Origin of the sequence: Neptunitalea lumnitzerae (assembly GCF_027924185.1) — a bacterium.
Lineage (GTDB): Bacteria > Bacteroidota > Bacteroidia > Flavobacteriales > Flavobacteriaceae > Neptunitalea > Neptunitalea lumnitzerae.
Genome location: NZ_BRVO01000002.1, coordinates 357,540 through 372,395 on the forward strand (window position 1 = coordinate 357,540; position 14,856 = coordinate 372,395).

A 14,856-nucleotide genomic window follows, 5' to 3' on the forward strand; every position below is an offset into this window, starting at 1 on the left:
TTTTCCGCTACGCGCACAGGTGTGTGTTACTTTGCTATTAAATCAAATGAATTTGAAATGAAGAGAATCGTAAAAGTAACGCATTTAGTAACCTGTAGTATCGGTTTGGCAGGTGCCTTTGTTTTGGGAAGTTGTCATTCGGATACGGCTGCAAATGCTGCCATGAACCTGCCGGCTACACCTGTGGATGTTCAAACATTGAAGGCAGCTACGGTAGACTTAACCTGGTCTTTTCCAGGAACTGTTGAAGGGGTTGAAAATGTAAGTATTCGTCCGCAAGTGATTGGGTATTTGGATAAAATTTATGTACAGGAAGGGAGTTATGTAGAAAAAGGACAGGCGCTTTTTGGGATTCGTGATGATGTATACCGAGAACAGGTACAAAATAGTGATGCGGCGTTAAAGGCAGCGGAGGCAGCCGAAAAGGCAGCTCAATTGGAAGTACAGAAATTAGAATCTTTAGTAGCAGGCGGAGTGGTATCTCAAGTGCAATTGGAAACGGCGGAGTCCAATTATGAAAGTGCCAAAGCACAAGTAGCACAGGCGAAAGCCAATTTAGGCTCTTCACAAATTAATCAAGACTATACCGAAATTAAAGCACCTTTTAGTGGTTATATCGGGCGCATTCCAAATCGTTTGGGAAATTTAGTATCGAGCACTGATACAGAACCCTTAACACAACTCGCGAAGATAGATCAGGTGTTTGTGTATTTTTCCATGAGCGAGGCCGATTTCTTGGCCTATGAAAAGAAAAAAGCATCCTATCCTGATATTACCAAAAATGTAACATTAGAATTACCCGATGGGTCTGTATACAAACATACAGGTACCTTATTAGAGGCCAGTGGTAATTTTAACACTGCAACGGCAAGTATGTCTATGAAAGCGGTGTTCCCGAATCCTGACAAGTTATTGCGCTCCGGAGGAACCGGAAGAGTGGTATTGCATTACAAAGAATCTAATGTGTTGGAAGTACCTAAAATTGCAGTGAAAGATATTCAAGATAAGTTCTTTGTGTATCAGGTAACAAAAGAGCAAAAGGCAAAAATGACCGAGGTTACGTTCTCCGGAGCCTCAGATGAGAGCTATTTTATTGCTTCAGGAATTCAAAATGGTGCTGTGATAGCCTTAAACCCAATCGACCGATTGGCAGATGGAATATCCGTTGCTCCTAGTACGGAAAGCACTCAACCACAAAAGTAATTCATTAGCATGCTTAAGAAAATCATAGATAGGCCGGTATTGGCCACCGTAATCTCCTTGATTATTGTCATCTTAGGAGTCATAGGATTAACCCGATTATCCATTACAAAATTTCCAGATATATCACCGCCTACCGTTATGGTAAGTGGATCCTATCCCGGAGGGAATAGTGAAACGGTATTACGTTCGGTAGTAACCCCTTTGGAAGAACAAATCAATGGGGTAGAGAACATGCAGTACATCAAATCTACAGCTAGTAATGACGGTACCTTTTCTATTTCCATTGTATTTAAACAGGGGGTTAATCCAGATCAGGCTGCGGTAAACGTACAAAATAGAGTGCAACAAGCCACGCCAATATTACCGTCTGAAGTAACGGAGATGGGACTTACCACCTCCAAGCAACAGAACAGTATGATTGTGGTGTTTAACCTATTTACGGAACACAATAGTAAGTACGATGAAAAATTTCTACAAAACTATGCTAATATCAACTTGCTTCCTGAGATCAAACGAATTCCGGGAGTAGGGCAGGCACAAGTATTTGGTAGTAAGGATTACTCCATGCGTATTTGGTTGAATCCAACCAAAATGGCTTCTTTCGGTTTGGTACCTGCAGATATTTCAGCGGCCATTGCAGACCAAAGTGTAGAATCGGCTCCTGGATCAATAGGTAAAGAATCCAATGCCAGTTTAGAATATGTGATTCGATATAAAGGGAAAAAGAATAAGCCACTACAATATGAAGATATGGTGGTGAAAAACGATGGGGTACAAATCGTTCGTTTAAAAGATGTAGCTCGTGTTGAATTTGGAACCATTTCGTATAGTGGAAATAACTTTTCCAATGGTCGTAGTGCGGTAACCATTGCCATCATGCAAAATACGGGATCGAATGCCAACGATATTGAAATAGGAGTGAATGAAGCTTTGGAAACCATGTCGAAGCGTTTTCCTCCAGACATAGCTTATTCCAAAGTAGTGAGTACCAAAGAAATGTTAGATGCATCCATACATCAGGTACAATCAACCTTAATTGAGGCGTTTATCTTGGTGTTTATTGTGGTATTTATCTTTTTACAGGATTTTAGATCTACCTTAATCCCAGCAATTGCGGTACCAGTAGCCATTATAGGAACCTTTTTCTTTTTATTGGTGTTTGGCTTTACCATTAATGTATTAACCTTATTTGCTTTGGTATTGGCCATTGGTATTGTGGTAGATGATGCCATTGTAGTGGTAGAGGCAGTGCACAGTAAAATGGAAGAAAGTGATATTTCTCCCAAAGAAGCTACGCATAGTGCGATGAGTGAGATCACCGGAGCGGTAATTTCCATTACGCTGGTAATGTCTGCGGTGTTTATCCCTATTGGATTTATGACGGGGTCTGCGGGTATCTTTTTTGAACAGTTTGCATATACCTTGGCCATTGCTATTATCATTTCGGCGGTGAATGCCTTAACGTTAACACCAGCTTTGTGTGCAGTATTGTTAAAGAATCATAGTCATGACGAACCAGGTAAAAGTAGTTTTGGCAAACGATTTGCCACAGCTTTCAATGCAGGCTTTGGGAATTTAACCAACCGCTATACCAAAGGAGTTCGCTTTTTATTAAAGAGACGTTGGGTAGCGTTGGTGCTTATTTTAGGAGTGTTTGGAGTGGCTGGCTATTCCTTATTGAGTACGCCTAAAAGTTTTGTACCGATGGAAGATGATGGCTTATTCATGTACTCGTTGAGTATGCCTCCGGGAACAGCTTTAAGCCCTACTAATGAAACAGCAGAAAAAATAAATACCATTCTTTCCGGAATTGATGCTGTTAAAGAAAATACGTCTATTTCCGGGTTTAACCTATTAAATAACAGTTCAGGAGCCTCTTATGCCATGGGGTTTGTGAGTTTGAAACCAGTAGAAGAGCGGGGAGCAATTCAAGATATAGAAGAAATCATGGCCATTGTAAACCAACAACTCTCTGCTGTAAAAGAAGGAACCGTAATGGCGTTTCGAATGCCTCCGGTAATGGGATATGGAGTGACCAGCGGTGCAGAGTTTATGCTTCAGGATCGTATGGGTAGAGAACCTGCGGTACTTAAGCAAAAAGCAGATGAGCTTATAGGAGCTTTGATGAAAACTCCGGGAGTACAATATGCATATACTATGTTTCGAGCCGATTTTCCACAGTTGGAATTGGAAGTGGATGAAGATAAGGCGAAACAGTTAGGGGTAAGTGTATCCGGATTGCTCAATACCATTCAAGTGTATTTTTCTGGAGACCAATCGTTGAACTTTTCTCGTTTCGGTAAATTTTACCGTGTGAATATCAAAGCTGATGGAACGTATCGTAAAAGCCAAGAAGATTTTAAAGAAGTGTATGTACGCAGCGATGCAGGGGATATGATTCCGGTAAACAGTTTGGTAACCTTACAAAAGGTGTATGGTCCCGAATCGGTGACGCGTTACAATTTATACAATGCGCTTTCGATTAATGTGATGCCTTTACCTGGAGTGAGTAATGGAGAACTGATGGGGAATATTGAAAAAGTGTTAGCTGATTTACCGTCTGATTATAGTTATGAATGGACGGGCTTAAGTTTGGAAGAAAAAAGTGCCGGAAATCAAACGATGCTAATTTTAGGACTGAGCTTATTGTTCGTATACCTGTTGTTATCGGCACAATATGAGAGTTATGTATTGCCACTAGCGGTATTATTATCTATTCCTACAGGGATTGTGGGAGCTTATATGGCTATTAAAGCCATTGGTTTGGACAATAATATTTATGTGCAGGTAGGGCTTATCATGCTGATAGGATTGTTGGCAAAAAATGCCATTTTGATTGTGGAGTTTGCAGTACAACGAAGACAAGCCGGTTTGTCTATTGTAGAAGCTGCGATGGAAGGTGCAAAGGCGCGTTTGCGTCCTATTATTATGACCTCGCTCGCTTTTATTGTGGGAATGATTCCATTGATGCTAGCTAAAGGAGGTATGGCAACGGGTAATAAATCCATCAGTGTGAGTACCGCTATGGGAATGTTAAGCGGTGTGGTCTTAGGGATTTTTGTGATTCCGATATTGTATGTACTGTTTCAATACCTGCAAGAATTGATCTCCGGAAAGCCAAGTACAAATACCACTATAAAAAATCAGTAAAGATGAGAAAAGCATATAAAATTTTAATACTTGGGTGTTTCAGTAGTGGTGTACTAATTTCTTGTTCGGTAGGCAAAAAATATGAACGTCCAGAAATAGATACTCCTGATACCTTTTATGGAGCTACAGAGGTAGCATTAACAGCAGATAGTATTCAATTACCTTGGAAAACATTCTTTAAGGATCCAAAGTTAATCGCATTAATTGATACTGCTTTGGTACGTAATGCAGATTTTAATACCGCCTTAAAAAGTGTAGCACAAGCAGAGCTGAGTTTAAAGAATGCCAAGAAATCCATTTTGCCATCGATTTCTATAGCAGCTTCCGGAAACCGAACTTGGCCTTCAAAAAATAGTTTGAATGGTTCTTTAACAGAGGAGTTTATAGGAACCAAATATATAGATGATTATGCTGTATCTGGTAATTTGTCTTGGGAGGTACCGCTATGGGGAAAGTTTTCGCTACAAAAAGCGGCTTCTAATGCCAATTATATGGCAACACGTGCTAATTGGGTAGCCGTTAAAACTCGCTTGATTACACAAGTAGCTCAAGGGTATTATCAGCTCATAGCCTTGGATGCGCAGTTACGTATTGCTAAGGAAAATGATGAACTGAGCAAATGTACTTTAGCCATGATGGAGTTGCAATTTGAGTCAGGACAAATAAATGCTGTAGCCGTAGCACAAGCCAAAGCGCAGCAGAAAACAGCTGAACTGTTAATTCCTTTATATGAACAGAACATTACAATACAGGAAAATGCCTTGAATATATTACTTGGGCGTTTTCCTCAGGCAATTGTACGTGCTAATTCTTTAGCGGAAGTATTTCCAGAGGAAGTTCCTGTAGTAGTTCCATCAGTATTATTAAGTAGACGTCCTGATGTTAGAGCAGCTGAATTTAGTTATATGGCGGCTAATGCTCAAACAGGATTGCAAAAGGCAGCGATGTATCCTAGTTTAACCATTGCACCTCAATATGGTTTGAATAGTTACCAATTTGATACGTGGTTTGATATGCCGGGATCCATTACAAAGATGGTGGCGGCAAGCATTGCGGCTCCGCTATTTCAAGGAGGGAAATTGAAAGCAGCGTATAAGTCGGCTTTATTGGATCAACAGAAAGCTGCGATTGAATTTCAACAGACGTTTATGACCGCTGTAGGAGAAGTATCGGATGCCTTGGCAACTATTGAAGGAAGTTCAAAACGAATGGAATTGGTTACTGAAAAAGGAACTGCTTTAGAAAAAGCAAGCACGGATGCCGTGAAATTATTCAATAATGGAATGGTAACGTATTTAGATGTAATAACCGCTCAGAATAGTAAACTTCAGAATGATTTGGAGCAGATCTCCATTCAATTGGATCAATTAAATGCGTTTAGTGAATTGTATAGAGCGCTAGGAGGAGGTATTGAATAGCATGATATGTTCCCCCTTATATATATTGTAAACGGTAAATTGTTGCTCCGTTTATTGAGTTTTTGTTGTGAATCAGGTAGTTTAACGACTACCTGATTTTGTATGTACATTTCAATACATCATATATGAAGGTTTTAGAAAAAGAACATTTATCAGATAGAAATCAAATACGTACCCAATTATTTATAACGTATCAACCTGATTGTCCCCTAAATAGAGGAATCACTCAGGAGGTTATTATGAAAAAAAGGAAGGAAAATTCTATTTTAAATCATCAGGTAAAACATGAGATTAAATCCATTTGGATGTGTATTCAATCGGATAAGGCTATTAGTGAAATGCGCGGAATTCGTTATCAAATTATGGAAGGAGGACAACGTGTTGTGGCTCCTTTTTATTATTGTCATCATTGGCGTAAGATACAAGGTCATTGGCGTATGATGAAATTACCTAGTCTCTTGGATGATTTCCAGGGAATAGAATTATAGGATTAAATATGCTTTAAAATTAAAGGTGAAATGAGCTTAATCAAACGATATCGACGTACTGATTTTATGATGATACTTGGAGTATGGATTATGTCAACAATGTGCCTTACCATGATTAAATACCAAGATGTGCAAGTATCTTATTTGCAATGGTATTATGGTTTTCATTCGTTAAGTAAAGAACTTATTTATATATTATCGTTTGTCTTTAGTGCTATGTTTGGCAGTTTGATGGCACTGGTACATTTATACGGATATCCGAAATGGTTTGCTTCCGCTTCCTTGTTAAAGGATATGGGAATTCGGCTAGCCTGCTTTGTGGTTATATTTAGTATGTCATACCTTGTGATTGTTTACGGTATAGGTATATGGTTGGTACCCGAGACTAAAGAGGTTCATATTCCCTTAGTTAATGATGAAATCGCATTGATGTTTTTGGGATGCTTACTTATCAATAGTTTTGCAGATTTTTTGCTTTTAGTTCGAAAAAACATGGGGCCTGCTTATTTTTCTTATATCATGCAGGATAAATACTATAAACCTCAAGAAGAAGATCGGGTATTTATGTTCTTAGATATGGTGTCTTCTACTACTATGGCAGAAGCCATGGGACATGTTCAATTTAGTACTTTACTGCAGGAGTGTTTTCAAAAGTTATCGTCTCTGTTATTGAAATATGATGCGGAGATTTATCAATATGTTGGTGATGAAGCCGTAATAACCTGGAAATTAACTTCTAACTTTCAAATGGAAAAATGTGTGGATTTGTACTTTGATTTTAGTCGTATGCTTTTGGAAGCTGAGCATTCTTTTACAGAGAAATACGGATGGGCTCCTTCTTTTAGCGCTGCGATTCATCAAGGAAAAGTAACCATGGCATTGGTGGGAGATTTAAAAAAGGAATTGGCTTTTCATGGAGATGTATTAAATACCACGGCACGCATGCAAGCACTTTGTAAAGATTATCAGGTAGGATTGATGGTCTCAAAGGAGGTATATCAGGCTATGGAAATAACAAAGACTACCTATCAATATCGAGAGATAAAAGAAGTGATTTTGCAAGGAAAGCGTAAAGAAATTACCTTGTATAGTGTGAAGGGGTAGTAGCGGAATTTCTTCCTGAGATTTTTGAATGAAACTTTATCAGTATCTTTGATACTATCAAATGATAGTATCAAGTGAAACCACCTTATACCATAACAAGCAAAATACTAAGGTTAGTCGCCGCTATTTCAGAGCAAATAGGGGAAGTGAAAGCTGCTCGATTAATCAAGCCGCCTACGGAACTTCGAAAGCGAAACAGGATAAAGACCATTCAATCCTCACTTGAGATTGAAGGAAATACGCTTACCATTGAGCAAATCACTGATTTATTAAATAATAAACGGGTGCTGGCACCTCAAAAGGATATCATTGAGGTTAAAAATGCCATAAAAGTATATGCTCAAATAGATACGTTAAAAGTATATGAACTCACTTCTATGTGCGAAGCCCATAAGATACTGATGAATGGTTTGGTTGGTCATCCTGGTGAACTTCGTAAAGGTGCTGTAGAGATTATGAAAGGAGAAGCTATTGCACACATAGCACCTCCCGGGAATATGGTGAGAGGGTTAATGAATGATTTATTTGAGTACTTAAAAACAGATGCGGATTTAGTACTTATTAAAAGCTGTGTTTTTCATTATGAGTTTGAATTCATTCATCCGTTTACGGATGGTAACGGACGTATGGGGAGACTTTGGCAAACCATGATTTTAAAAGAGTATTCAAAGGTATTTGAATTTTTACCTATTGAGTCTTTGGTGAAAGAAAGACAACAGGAGTATTATCATGTGTTAGGTAAATCAGATAATGAAGGATCATCTACAAGTTTTATAGAATTCATGTTAGAAATTATTCAGCAAGCTTTGAGTGATTTATTAGCTACTCAGAATTTTACGTCTACCAATGAAGATCGGATGAGCTTATTTAAGGATTATATAGGGGATGCTGAGTTTTCTCGCCAAGATTACCTGCGTTACAATAAAGATATTTCTTTAGCGACAGCAAGTAGAGATTTGAAGAATGCAGTGGTTAGTGGTGTTTTACTTAAATCTGGTGATAAAAGATTGACTAAGTATAAGTTCGTTTAAAAGAAATAAAGCAACACCATCTGGTTTATTACCTGTACAAATACCTGCAAATATGGAAACGGTGGAAACACAACAAGAAGATGTTCCATTTGATATGATTCCATATTAGGATTCTGAAGGGCATCAGTATGATTTTGGCTACGGATTAGATTGGGAAGGTGTGATTCATGATGAACGAACAAAAAAATATACCAAGTAATTTTTTTCTATAGTAAAGTTAGTTAGACCCTGCCATTGGCAGGGTTTTTTTATATAACATTCTATATTCTATAGTACTATAGCTTTTAGTATGCATTATTTTTTCGTGGGGTACCATCGAACATTCTCGATTGATCAATTGTTTTTTTATGGTAATATATGTCGTGTAATTCTGTTGTATAACCGTTAAGTTCTTCAGCGATCTGTTCGATATGAGTTATGTATTCCTTGGATTTTTTAGGGCAGGTAAGGGTGTCGTTTTTCAGAAGATGAACCATTCCCATTAAAGTAGTCACTGGTCGTCTTAGGATATGCGAAATGTCAAAGGTTATTTGCTTCATAACTTTATCATATAAAATTTGATGAGAAACATCTTGATAAAGGCCATACCATACAATATCCTTGTTATGTTGAAGTTCAGGTAGTGCATTTACGGTATGCCAAACTTGTGAGTCATTTTGTAAGCGATAGCTGGTACTCCAGGGCGTGAGTTGTTCTGCAGATTCTACAAGAGAAGTCATAAATTTTTCTTTGTCTTTTTCATGTACCAAATCAAACCCCAGAAGTGGATTTTTTTTGAGTTCTAAGAGCGTGATCTCAGTAGGAAGCTCATACTTACCAGGATGAAAAAAATCATAAGAATAGTTTCCTTCGGGTGTTCGCCTTAACTGAAACATTACTGAAGGAATTTGTTGTGCTATTTTGCGAATGTTATTTTGTTCTTCAGCGATACGATTTTTACAGGTAACATATTGCATGACTTTATAGGCTTGTTTTTCAAGTGCTTTTTGTTGATTTTTAGAAAGTGTAGCAGGATGTGTATCTAACACTGCCAAAGTACCAACAAGGGTTCCGTTGGGTAATACTAAAGGAGCTGAAGCAAAGAACCCGATAGGGGGATCGCATACGGAGTGATTTTTTGTATCTAATGGATTTTCCGTATGGAGATTTGGAACGTATAGAATGTCGTTTGAAGGTTGCCTATTAAAAAACAGTTGTAATAGCTCTTGTTGTTGTTGGGTTACGGGAACTTTTGAGATTGTTAGATAACCACAAGGAAAGCTTGTATCAAAAAAAGTAATAATAGCCTGTGATTTGTCTAAAAACAATGCTGTTAGTTCAGTAAGCTCTTGGAGTTCACTGATGGTTGCCGTCTCTAATGACAGCGGGTTATACATACTGTAGGTAGGTGCTTTCATAAGTATGGATTTGGGATCCGTATGAAAGCTAAATATAGAAAAAGGAGTTAACAACTGCAATAGTTAGCAATGAAGAGTACGACTTCGTATCATGATATAAGATTCATGGCGAACGTTTTTATTTATAATGGAGTTGTTAGTTAGGTAGTTAAGTGTTTGTTTTTTCGATAACAGAACAATGTATGCATTGAATGCTAAAGGGAAGAGACCGCTTATAACGGTCTCTTGTATAGATCAATAATGAGTTTGAGGGGAACAACTATTGATATTTTTGTTGAAAGGTTTCAAATGCTTGCAAAGCTTTAGCACCATAGAAATGAGAAGGTCCACCCCCCATTAAAATAGCTACGCCTATCATTTCTGAGAATTCTTCCAAAGTACACCCTAGTTTTACACAATCATGTACATGTACGGTAATACAACCTTCACAACGAGCTGCTACTGCTAATGCAGAAGCAATTAGTTCTTTTGTTTTTTTATCTAAAGCACCTTCTTTTAGGGTAACCTTTTGTAAACTGGCAAAGGTTTTAAACACCTCCGGTACGTTGTTAGATAAGTGCGGATAAATCTCAGGTAATTCAGCTAAGCTTTGGTTGTAATCTGCTTTAATGCTCATAATTTGAATAATTTCTATATTAAATTTATAAATGCTTTTAAAAGGTAGCCAAGTAGCGTTCAGCGTCTAAGGCCGCCATACAGCCCGATCCGGCTGCGGTAATGGCTTGTCTGTACTGGTGATCTGCTGCATCACCTCCTACAAATACACCTGCTACATTGGTTTTTCCAGAACCTGGTTGGTTGATGATGTATCCGGTCTCATCCAGATCAAGATACGCTGCAAACAAATCTGTGTTTGGTTGATGACCAATGGCTACAAAGAATCCGGTGGCGGGTATTTCTGTATGCATTCCGGTAACCTTGTTTTTCACTTTGATAGCGCTTACCAATTGGTTGTCTCCAAGTACTTCTATTGTTTCTGTATTGAAAAGAATTTCGATATTTTCTGTTTGCTGTACCCGTTCTGCCATAATTTTGGAAGCACGGAACTCGTCTTTTCGTACCAACATGGTTACTTTTTTACAAAGTTTAGACAGGTAATGTGCCTCTTCACAAGCAGAATCGCCAGCTCCTACAATGACCACCTCTTGGTTTTTATAGAAGAATCCGTCACAAACAGCACATGCAGATACACCTCCACCAATTTTTAAATAGTGTTGCTCTGAGGGAAGGCCTAAATATTTAGCTGAGGCTCCTGTACAGATAATTACTGACTTGGCATGGATTTCTTTTTCTCCATGATTGATCCATATTTTATGGGTAGGTCCTGAGAAATCAACTTTTGTCACCCAACCATCTCTGATATCTGCAGCAAAGCGTTTGGCTTGCTGTTCTAATTGTAACATCAGCTCTGGCCCGGTAATACCTTCAGGATATCCAGGGAAATTTTCTACGTCATTGGTAGTGGTTAATTGGCCCCCCGGTTGCATTCCACGGTACATAACAGGGTTCATATTTGCACGTGCTGCATAGATGGCGGCTGTATACCCTGCGGGTCCAGACCCTATAATTAAACAATCTACAATTTCCATTAAGACCTGGTTAAAGTTATATGGGTACTATGTTCTATGGACCTGGTTAACTCTGATAAGGGCATATACCCTACATGCTGCCAGGCTATGTTGGTTTCTTGCAATACAAACATGGCCGGGATGGAACGTACGCCAAATTCAGCGGCAATGTCTTGATTGGTATCTACATTGATTTGTTCAACGGTAATTTGATCTGCATAAGTTTCGGCAACTTCTTTTACAATAGGACTTAACATGCGACATGGGGGACACCAGTCTGCATAAAATTGAATAAGTATGGGTTGTTTTTTTCCTTTAAATTGATCTGTATACGCCATTAGTAGATGATTTTTTAATGATGGTTTTGAAAATGAGTGATATAAACGTTCTGCGCTATTAATTAAGGTTCATACACCAACTCAATAGTTTTGGTGATTGCAGGATTGATGGTGTTTCCTACATGACATAGCTCTTTGGTAGCAGCTGCTATCGTTTCTTTTTGAGCATTAGTATGCGCTTCACTAAAGTAAATTTTGATTGTATAGGCCCCTACACTTAACCCGTCTGCTGCCATTTCATATGTGACTTCACTACGGACAACACCCGCTTGAAAGCCTGCCTTTTTGGTAGCAAAATCTATAGTAGCCATTAAACAGCTACCGTAGGCAGCAGCTAATAGGTCTACAGGGGTAAAGCGCGTTGCATTTACAGTAACCGGAGGTTCTTGATTAAAATACGTTTCTGTAGCAGATTGGTATTTTCCCTGATAATCGATAGCAATCACTTTTGACATGTGTTAAGTATTTTTTTATTACATGACAAAAGTAGGGTACAGTAGCGTTACCCATATGATACAAATCGTGGTAATGCTGTTCTAAATAGGAGGTTGGTACTATTGTTAATTGTTAGTCTATCAATTGATTGTTTAAATACAACTGTCTGTATTGTAAAGGAGTATACCCTGTTTGTTTCTTGAAGAATTTACTAAAGTAGCTAGGATTAGAAAATAAGAGTTGTGCCGCAATTTCCGCAAACGTGTTATCCGTTTGTATAATCATTGCTTTGGCTCCAATAGTTACCTGAGCGTTGATATAAGAGCTGGCATTGGTACCGGTATGAGTTCGAATTACATCATTTAAGTAATGGGGAGTCACATACAGCATCTTGGCATAATCGGATACTTGGCGTACTTTAATATAGTGTTGTTTCACCAAATTTTGAAACTGAGCAACTAGCAAACTGGTTTTAGATTGTGTGGTGGTAGCTTTATCTTGCTGAAATTCATAGAGCTTTTCCAATTCTATGAGAAAAACATTTAAATATAGTTTTACTAACAAGTCATCCTTAAAAGTGGTACGGCGGCAATAATCCAATTCCATCTTTTCTATAAGGGGTAGTAAGGTATCTAAGGCTCCTTGTTGTAGCGAAAGCATAGGAACTGTATTGGTAATGAAAAAGATAAAATTACTAAGTTTAATTTGGTTGCGTAAACACAGTAAATAATAATCTTCATCAAAAATAAGATGGTAGCCTTTTAAATCCCCCGTACATTTCTGAATGCTGTGTAACTGATTGGCAGCCACAAAATATAGACTAGGACACTTCATGTTATAGGTTTCTTGTCCTATTTGTACTTTCATCTGTCCTTTGGTAAGCAATACGATGGAGTAGAAGTTGCGTCTTTCAAAAAATGTCTGTGCTTTTGCATCTCGTAAAGCCATTTGTTCCAAGCGGGTAATTTCAAAGAAACCGGTTACCTGTTCGGTTTCAGAAGAACGAATCCCTTCACAATCCAAACGCTTGTCAAAAGATAGGTACTGCTTCCGAAAGTCTTTTAGATTGTTTAATTGAAGAATTTCTTGTGTTTCTTTTTTGGCCATAGAGTAAGACTAAACAGGTACAAAGATAAAGTTTTAAATGGATATGTATTCTGAATACTGCTGGTTATTAATCTCTTGTAAGTTGAAGTTGTTTTTTTAGTGTATTTCTTACATTTTTCATTGATAAATCAATGAGTGTGCATTATTTTTGAACTTTAAAAACTACAACATAAATGAATCTATTTTTACAAAAAAACAAAAAAGAAAAATTGAAAAGACTTCTTTTGGAATATACCAAAAGAAAACAAATGGAGACGCTTGGTATGGCTTCAACAAATCGCATTGTAAAGGCGATTCAAAAATTATATACGGAGTTGCAGTTCAGCTTTAGCAAAAAAGAATGGAATGGTTGGGTGTATAAAGGATTGGTGATTGCGGGATTAATGGCGACTGCTAATGTACAAGCGCAAACCCCAACTTTTGGTACCGGAGTATTGCTACAGGAAAATGGGAGTGATGTTTTTTTTAATGGAGGTTTTGCAGCACCGGCAATAGCTGATATTGATGGTGATGGTAATTTAGAGATCGTCGTTGGAACACGTAACTTTTATAGTACCACCAATGGAAACTGGGATTATGTATCCGATGTAGAGTTCGATGTCTATAGTGATTTTGATAGTGCTACAGGTTCAGTGGTAGGTCAAGGGGCTTTAAATACCGGAAACTTTACTACAGCAGATTATAGCAATCCGTACTCGTATGCAATTCCTTCATTTGTAGATTTTGATGGGGATGGTGATTTGGATATGGTAGCGGGTAATTATACAGAAAAACTGGCATTGTTAACCAATGATGGTAGTGGTAATTTTACCTTTACAAGTTATTTACAAGCGAATAATGCTACAATTGCTCCGGGGAATTTTACCCAAGCGAATTTTGCCGATATTGATGGAGATGGAGATATGGATATGTTGGTAGGAGAACGTCATTCATCGGGTTCCGGATATGAATCTCAAATTCACTTATATACCAATTCAGCAGGAGCAGGAAATACCATTGCTTTTGATAGTCCTGGAACCGTTCTACAAGCAGACGGAAGTAATTTAGGCGTGGGCATTACCGGATTTCATATTCCGGCACCGTATTTAGTAGACTTTGATAATGATGGGGATTTGGATTTATTTGTAGGATTAAATATTGGAGATGTATTTTATTTTGAAAATACAGGTTCTGCTACTAGTCCACAGTTCAGTGCAGGATCTCAAATAACCTTAAACTTTCCGCAATCGTATTTCTATGGTACTTTAGCAAAACCGGCAGTGGTAGATATTGATGGTGATGGGGATTTAGACCTACTAATTGGTGTTACAGAAAATTCAGGAACTTCTGCGGTATTATATTTGTTTACTAATGAAAGTTCTTTAGGAGTTGAAAATGATTTTGATACGACGAGTATCAAAGCATATCCGAATCCGGTAACGGATGTCTTACATATTGATACGGCGAATGAAATTAATGCTATTCAAGTATTGACTGTAACCGGACAACAAATAGAAGTAGCTACAAGTGATAAGTCGGTAAATGTTGCTAAATTGCAAACCGGAATTTATATTGTGCAAGTAACAGATGTACATGGTAATACATTTACGCAAAAATTTGTAAAAAAATAAATTCAAG

At 37.9% G+C, this 14,856-nt stretch carries 13 protein-coding genes; 7 read left to right on the forward strand and 6 right to left on the reverse strand.

Going from position 1 to position 14,856, the window contains the following annotated elements; all coding sequences use genetic code 11:
- Positions 1-57: 57 nt before the first annotated feature.
- The 6 genes from Y10_RS09040 to Y10_RS09065 all read left to right on the forward strand — a co-directional run bounded on the left by Y10_RS09040 (position 58) and on the right by Y10_RS09065 (position 8,394).
- Positions 58-1,203, forward strand: coding sequence for an efflux RND transporter periplasmic adaptor subunit (locus tag Y10_RS09040; protein ID WP_281765062.1), 1,146 nt, complete (start codon positions 58-60; stop codon positions 1,201-1,203).
- Positions 1,204-1,212: 9 nt separating this feature from the next.
- Positions 1,213-4,353, forward strand: a complete 3,141-nt coding sequence (locus tag Y10_RS09045) for an efflux RND transporter permease subunit (protein ID WP_281765063.1) — start codon at positions 1,213-1,215, stop codon at positions 4,351-4,353.
- Positions 4,354-4,355: 2 nt separating this feature from the next.
- Complete coding sequence (locus Y10_RS09050) at positions 4,356-5,771, forward strand: efflux transporter outer membrane subunit (RefSeq protein ID WP_281765064.1); 1,416 nt, start codon at positions 4,356-4,358, stop codon at positions 5,769-5,771.
- Between the two features lie 125 nt (positions 5,772-5,896).
- Positions 5,897-6,259, forward strand: coding sequence for a hypothetical protein (locus tag Y10_RS09055; protein WP_281765065.1), 363 nt, complete (start codon positions 5,897-5,899; stop codon positions 6,257-6,259).
- A 66-nt stretch (positions 6,260-6,325) separates the two neighbouring features.
- Complete coding sequence (locus Y10_RS09060; RefSeq protein ID WP_281765066.1) at positions 6,326-7,363, forward strand: adenylate/guanylate cyclase domain-containing protein; 1,038 nt, start codon at positions 6,326-6,328, stop codon at positions 7,361-7,363.
- A 74-nt stretch (positions 7,364-7,437) separates the two neighbouring features.
- On the forward strand, positions 7,438-8,394 hold the full coding sequence (locus Y10_RS09065; RefSeq protein ID WP_281765067.1) for a Fic family protein: 957 nt from the start codon (positions 7,438-7,440) through the stop codon (positions 8,392-8,394).
- 284 nt (positions 8,395-8,678) lie between these two features.
- Here Y10_RS09065 and Y10_RS09075 read toward each other — a convergent pair whose 3' ends face one another.
- From Y10_RS09075 to Y10_RS09100, 6 genes are all read right to left on the reverse strand, one after another.
- On the reverse strand, positions 8,679-9,791 hold the full coding sequence (locus tag Y10_RS09075; RefSeq protein ID WP_281765068.1) for a sensor histidine kinase family protein: 1,113 nt from the start codon (positions 9,789-9,791) through the stop codon (positions 8,679-8,681).
- 259 nt (positions 9,792-10,050) lie between these two features.
- Complete coding sequence (locus tag Y10_RS09080; protein ID WP_281765069.1) at positions 10,051-10,407, reverse strand: carboxymuconolactone decarboxylase family protein; 357 nt, start codon at positions 10,405-10,407, stop codon at positions 10,051-10,053.
- A 37-nt stretch (positions 10,408-10,444) separates the two neighbouring features.
- Positions 10,445-11,380 (reverse strand): thioredoxin-disulfide reductase, encoded by a 936-nt coding sequence (trxB, locus tag Y10_RS09085; protein ID WP_281765070.1) that lies wholly within the window; start codon positions 11,378-11,380, stop codon positions 10,445-10,447.
- Positions 11,380-11,697 (reverse strand): thioredoxin family protein, encoded by a 318-nt coding sequence (locus Y10_RS09090; RefSeq protein WP_281765071.1) that lies wholly within the window; start codon positions 11,695-11,697, stop codon positions 11,380-11,382. The genes trxB and Y10_RS09090 overlap by 1 nt, the downstream gene beginning before the upstream one ends.
- A gap of 62 nt (positions 11,698-11,759) precedes the next feature.
- A complete protein-coding gene (locus Y10_RS09095; RefSeq protein WP_281765072.1) occupies positions 11,760-12,152 on the reverse strand; it encodes an OsmC family protein in 393 nt (130 codons plus the stop codon).
- A 112-nt stretch (positions 12,153-12,264) separates the two neighbouring features.
- A complete protein-coding gene (locus tag Y10_RS09100; protein ID WP_281765073.1) occupies positions 12,265-13,239 on the reverse strand; it encodes a helix-turn-helix domain-containing protein in 975 nt (324 codons plus the stop codon).
- A gap of 209 nt (positions 13,240-13,448) precedes the next feature.
- On the opposite strand from Y10_RS09100, the gene Y10_RS09105 reads away from it, so the two are divergent.
- Positions 13,449-14,849 carry a T9SS type A sorting domain-containing protein gene (locus Y10_RS09105; protein ID WP_281765074.1) on the forward strand — a complete coding sequence of 467 codons (1,401 nt, stop codon included), beginning with the start codon at positions 13,449-13,451 and terminating at the stop codon, positions 14,847-14,849.
- The last annotated feature ends 7 nt before the right edge of the window (positions 14,850-14,856 follow it).

Bases quoted from the DNA above. Each gene is read 5' to 3' on its own strand.
- Y10_RS09040 (WP_281765062.1), top strand. From the start codon at position 58: ATGAAGAGAATCGTAAAAGTAACGCATTTAGTAACCTGTAGTATCGGT.
- Y10_RS09045 (WP_281765063.1), top strand. From the start codon at position 1,213: ATGCTTAAGAAAATCATAGATAGGCCGGTATTGGCCACCGTAATCTCC.
- Y10_RS09050 (WP_281765064.1), top strand. From the start codon at position 4,356: ATGAGAAAAGCATATAAAATTTTAATACTTGGGTGTTTCAGTAGTGGT.
- Y10_RS09055 (WP_281765065.1), top strand. From the start codon at position 5,897: ATGAAGGTTTTAGAAAAAGAACATTTATCAGATAGAAATCAAATACGT.
- Y10_RS09060 (WP_281765066.1), top strand. From the start codon at position 6,326: ATGATGATACTTGGAGTATGGATTATGTCAACAATGTGCCTTACCATG.
- Y10_RS09075 (WP_281765068.1), bottom strand. From the start codon at position 9,791: ATGAAAGCACCTACCTACAGTATGTATAACCCGCTGTCATTAGAGACG.
- Y10_RS09080 (WP_281765069.1), bottom strand. From the start codon at position 10,407: ATGAGCATTAAAGCAGATTACAACCAAAGCTTAGCTGAATTACCTGAG.
- trxB (WP_281765070.1), bottom strand. From the start codon at position 11,380: ATGGAAATTGTAGATTGTTTAATTATAGGGTCTGGACCCGCAGGGTAT.
- Y10_RS09090 (WP_281765071.1), bottom strand. From the start codon at position 11,697: ATGGCGTATACAGATCAATTTAAAGGAAAAAAACAACCCATACTTATT.
- Y10_RS09095 (WP_281765072.1), bottom strand. From the start codon at position 12,152: ATGTCAAAAGTGATTGCTATCGATTATCAGGGAAAATACCAATCTGCT.
- Y10_RS09100 (WP_281765073.1), bottom strand. From the start codon at position 13,239: ATGGCCAAAAAAGAAACACAAGAAATTCTTCAATTAAACAATCTAAAA.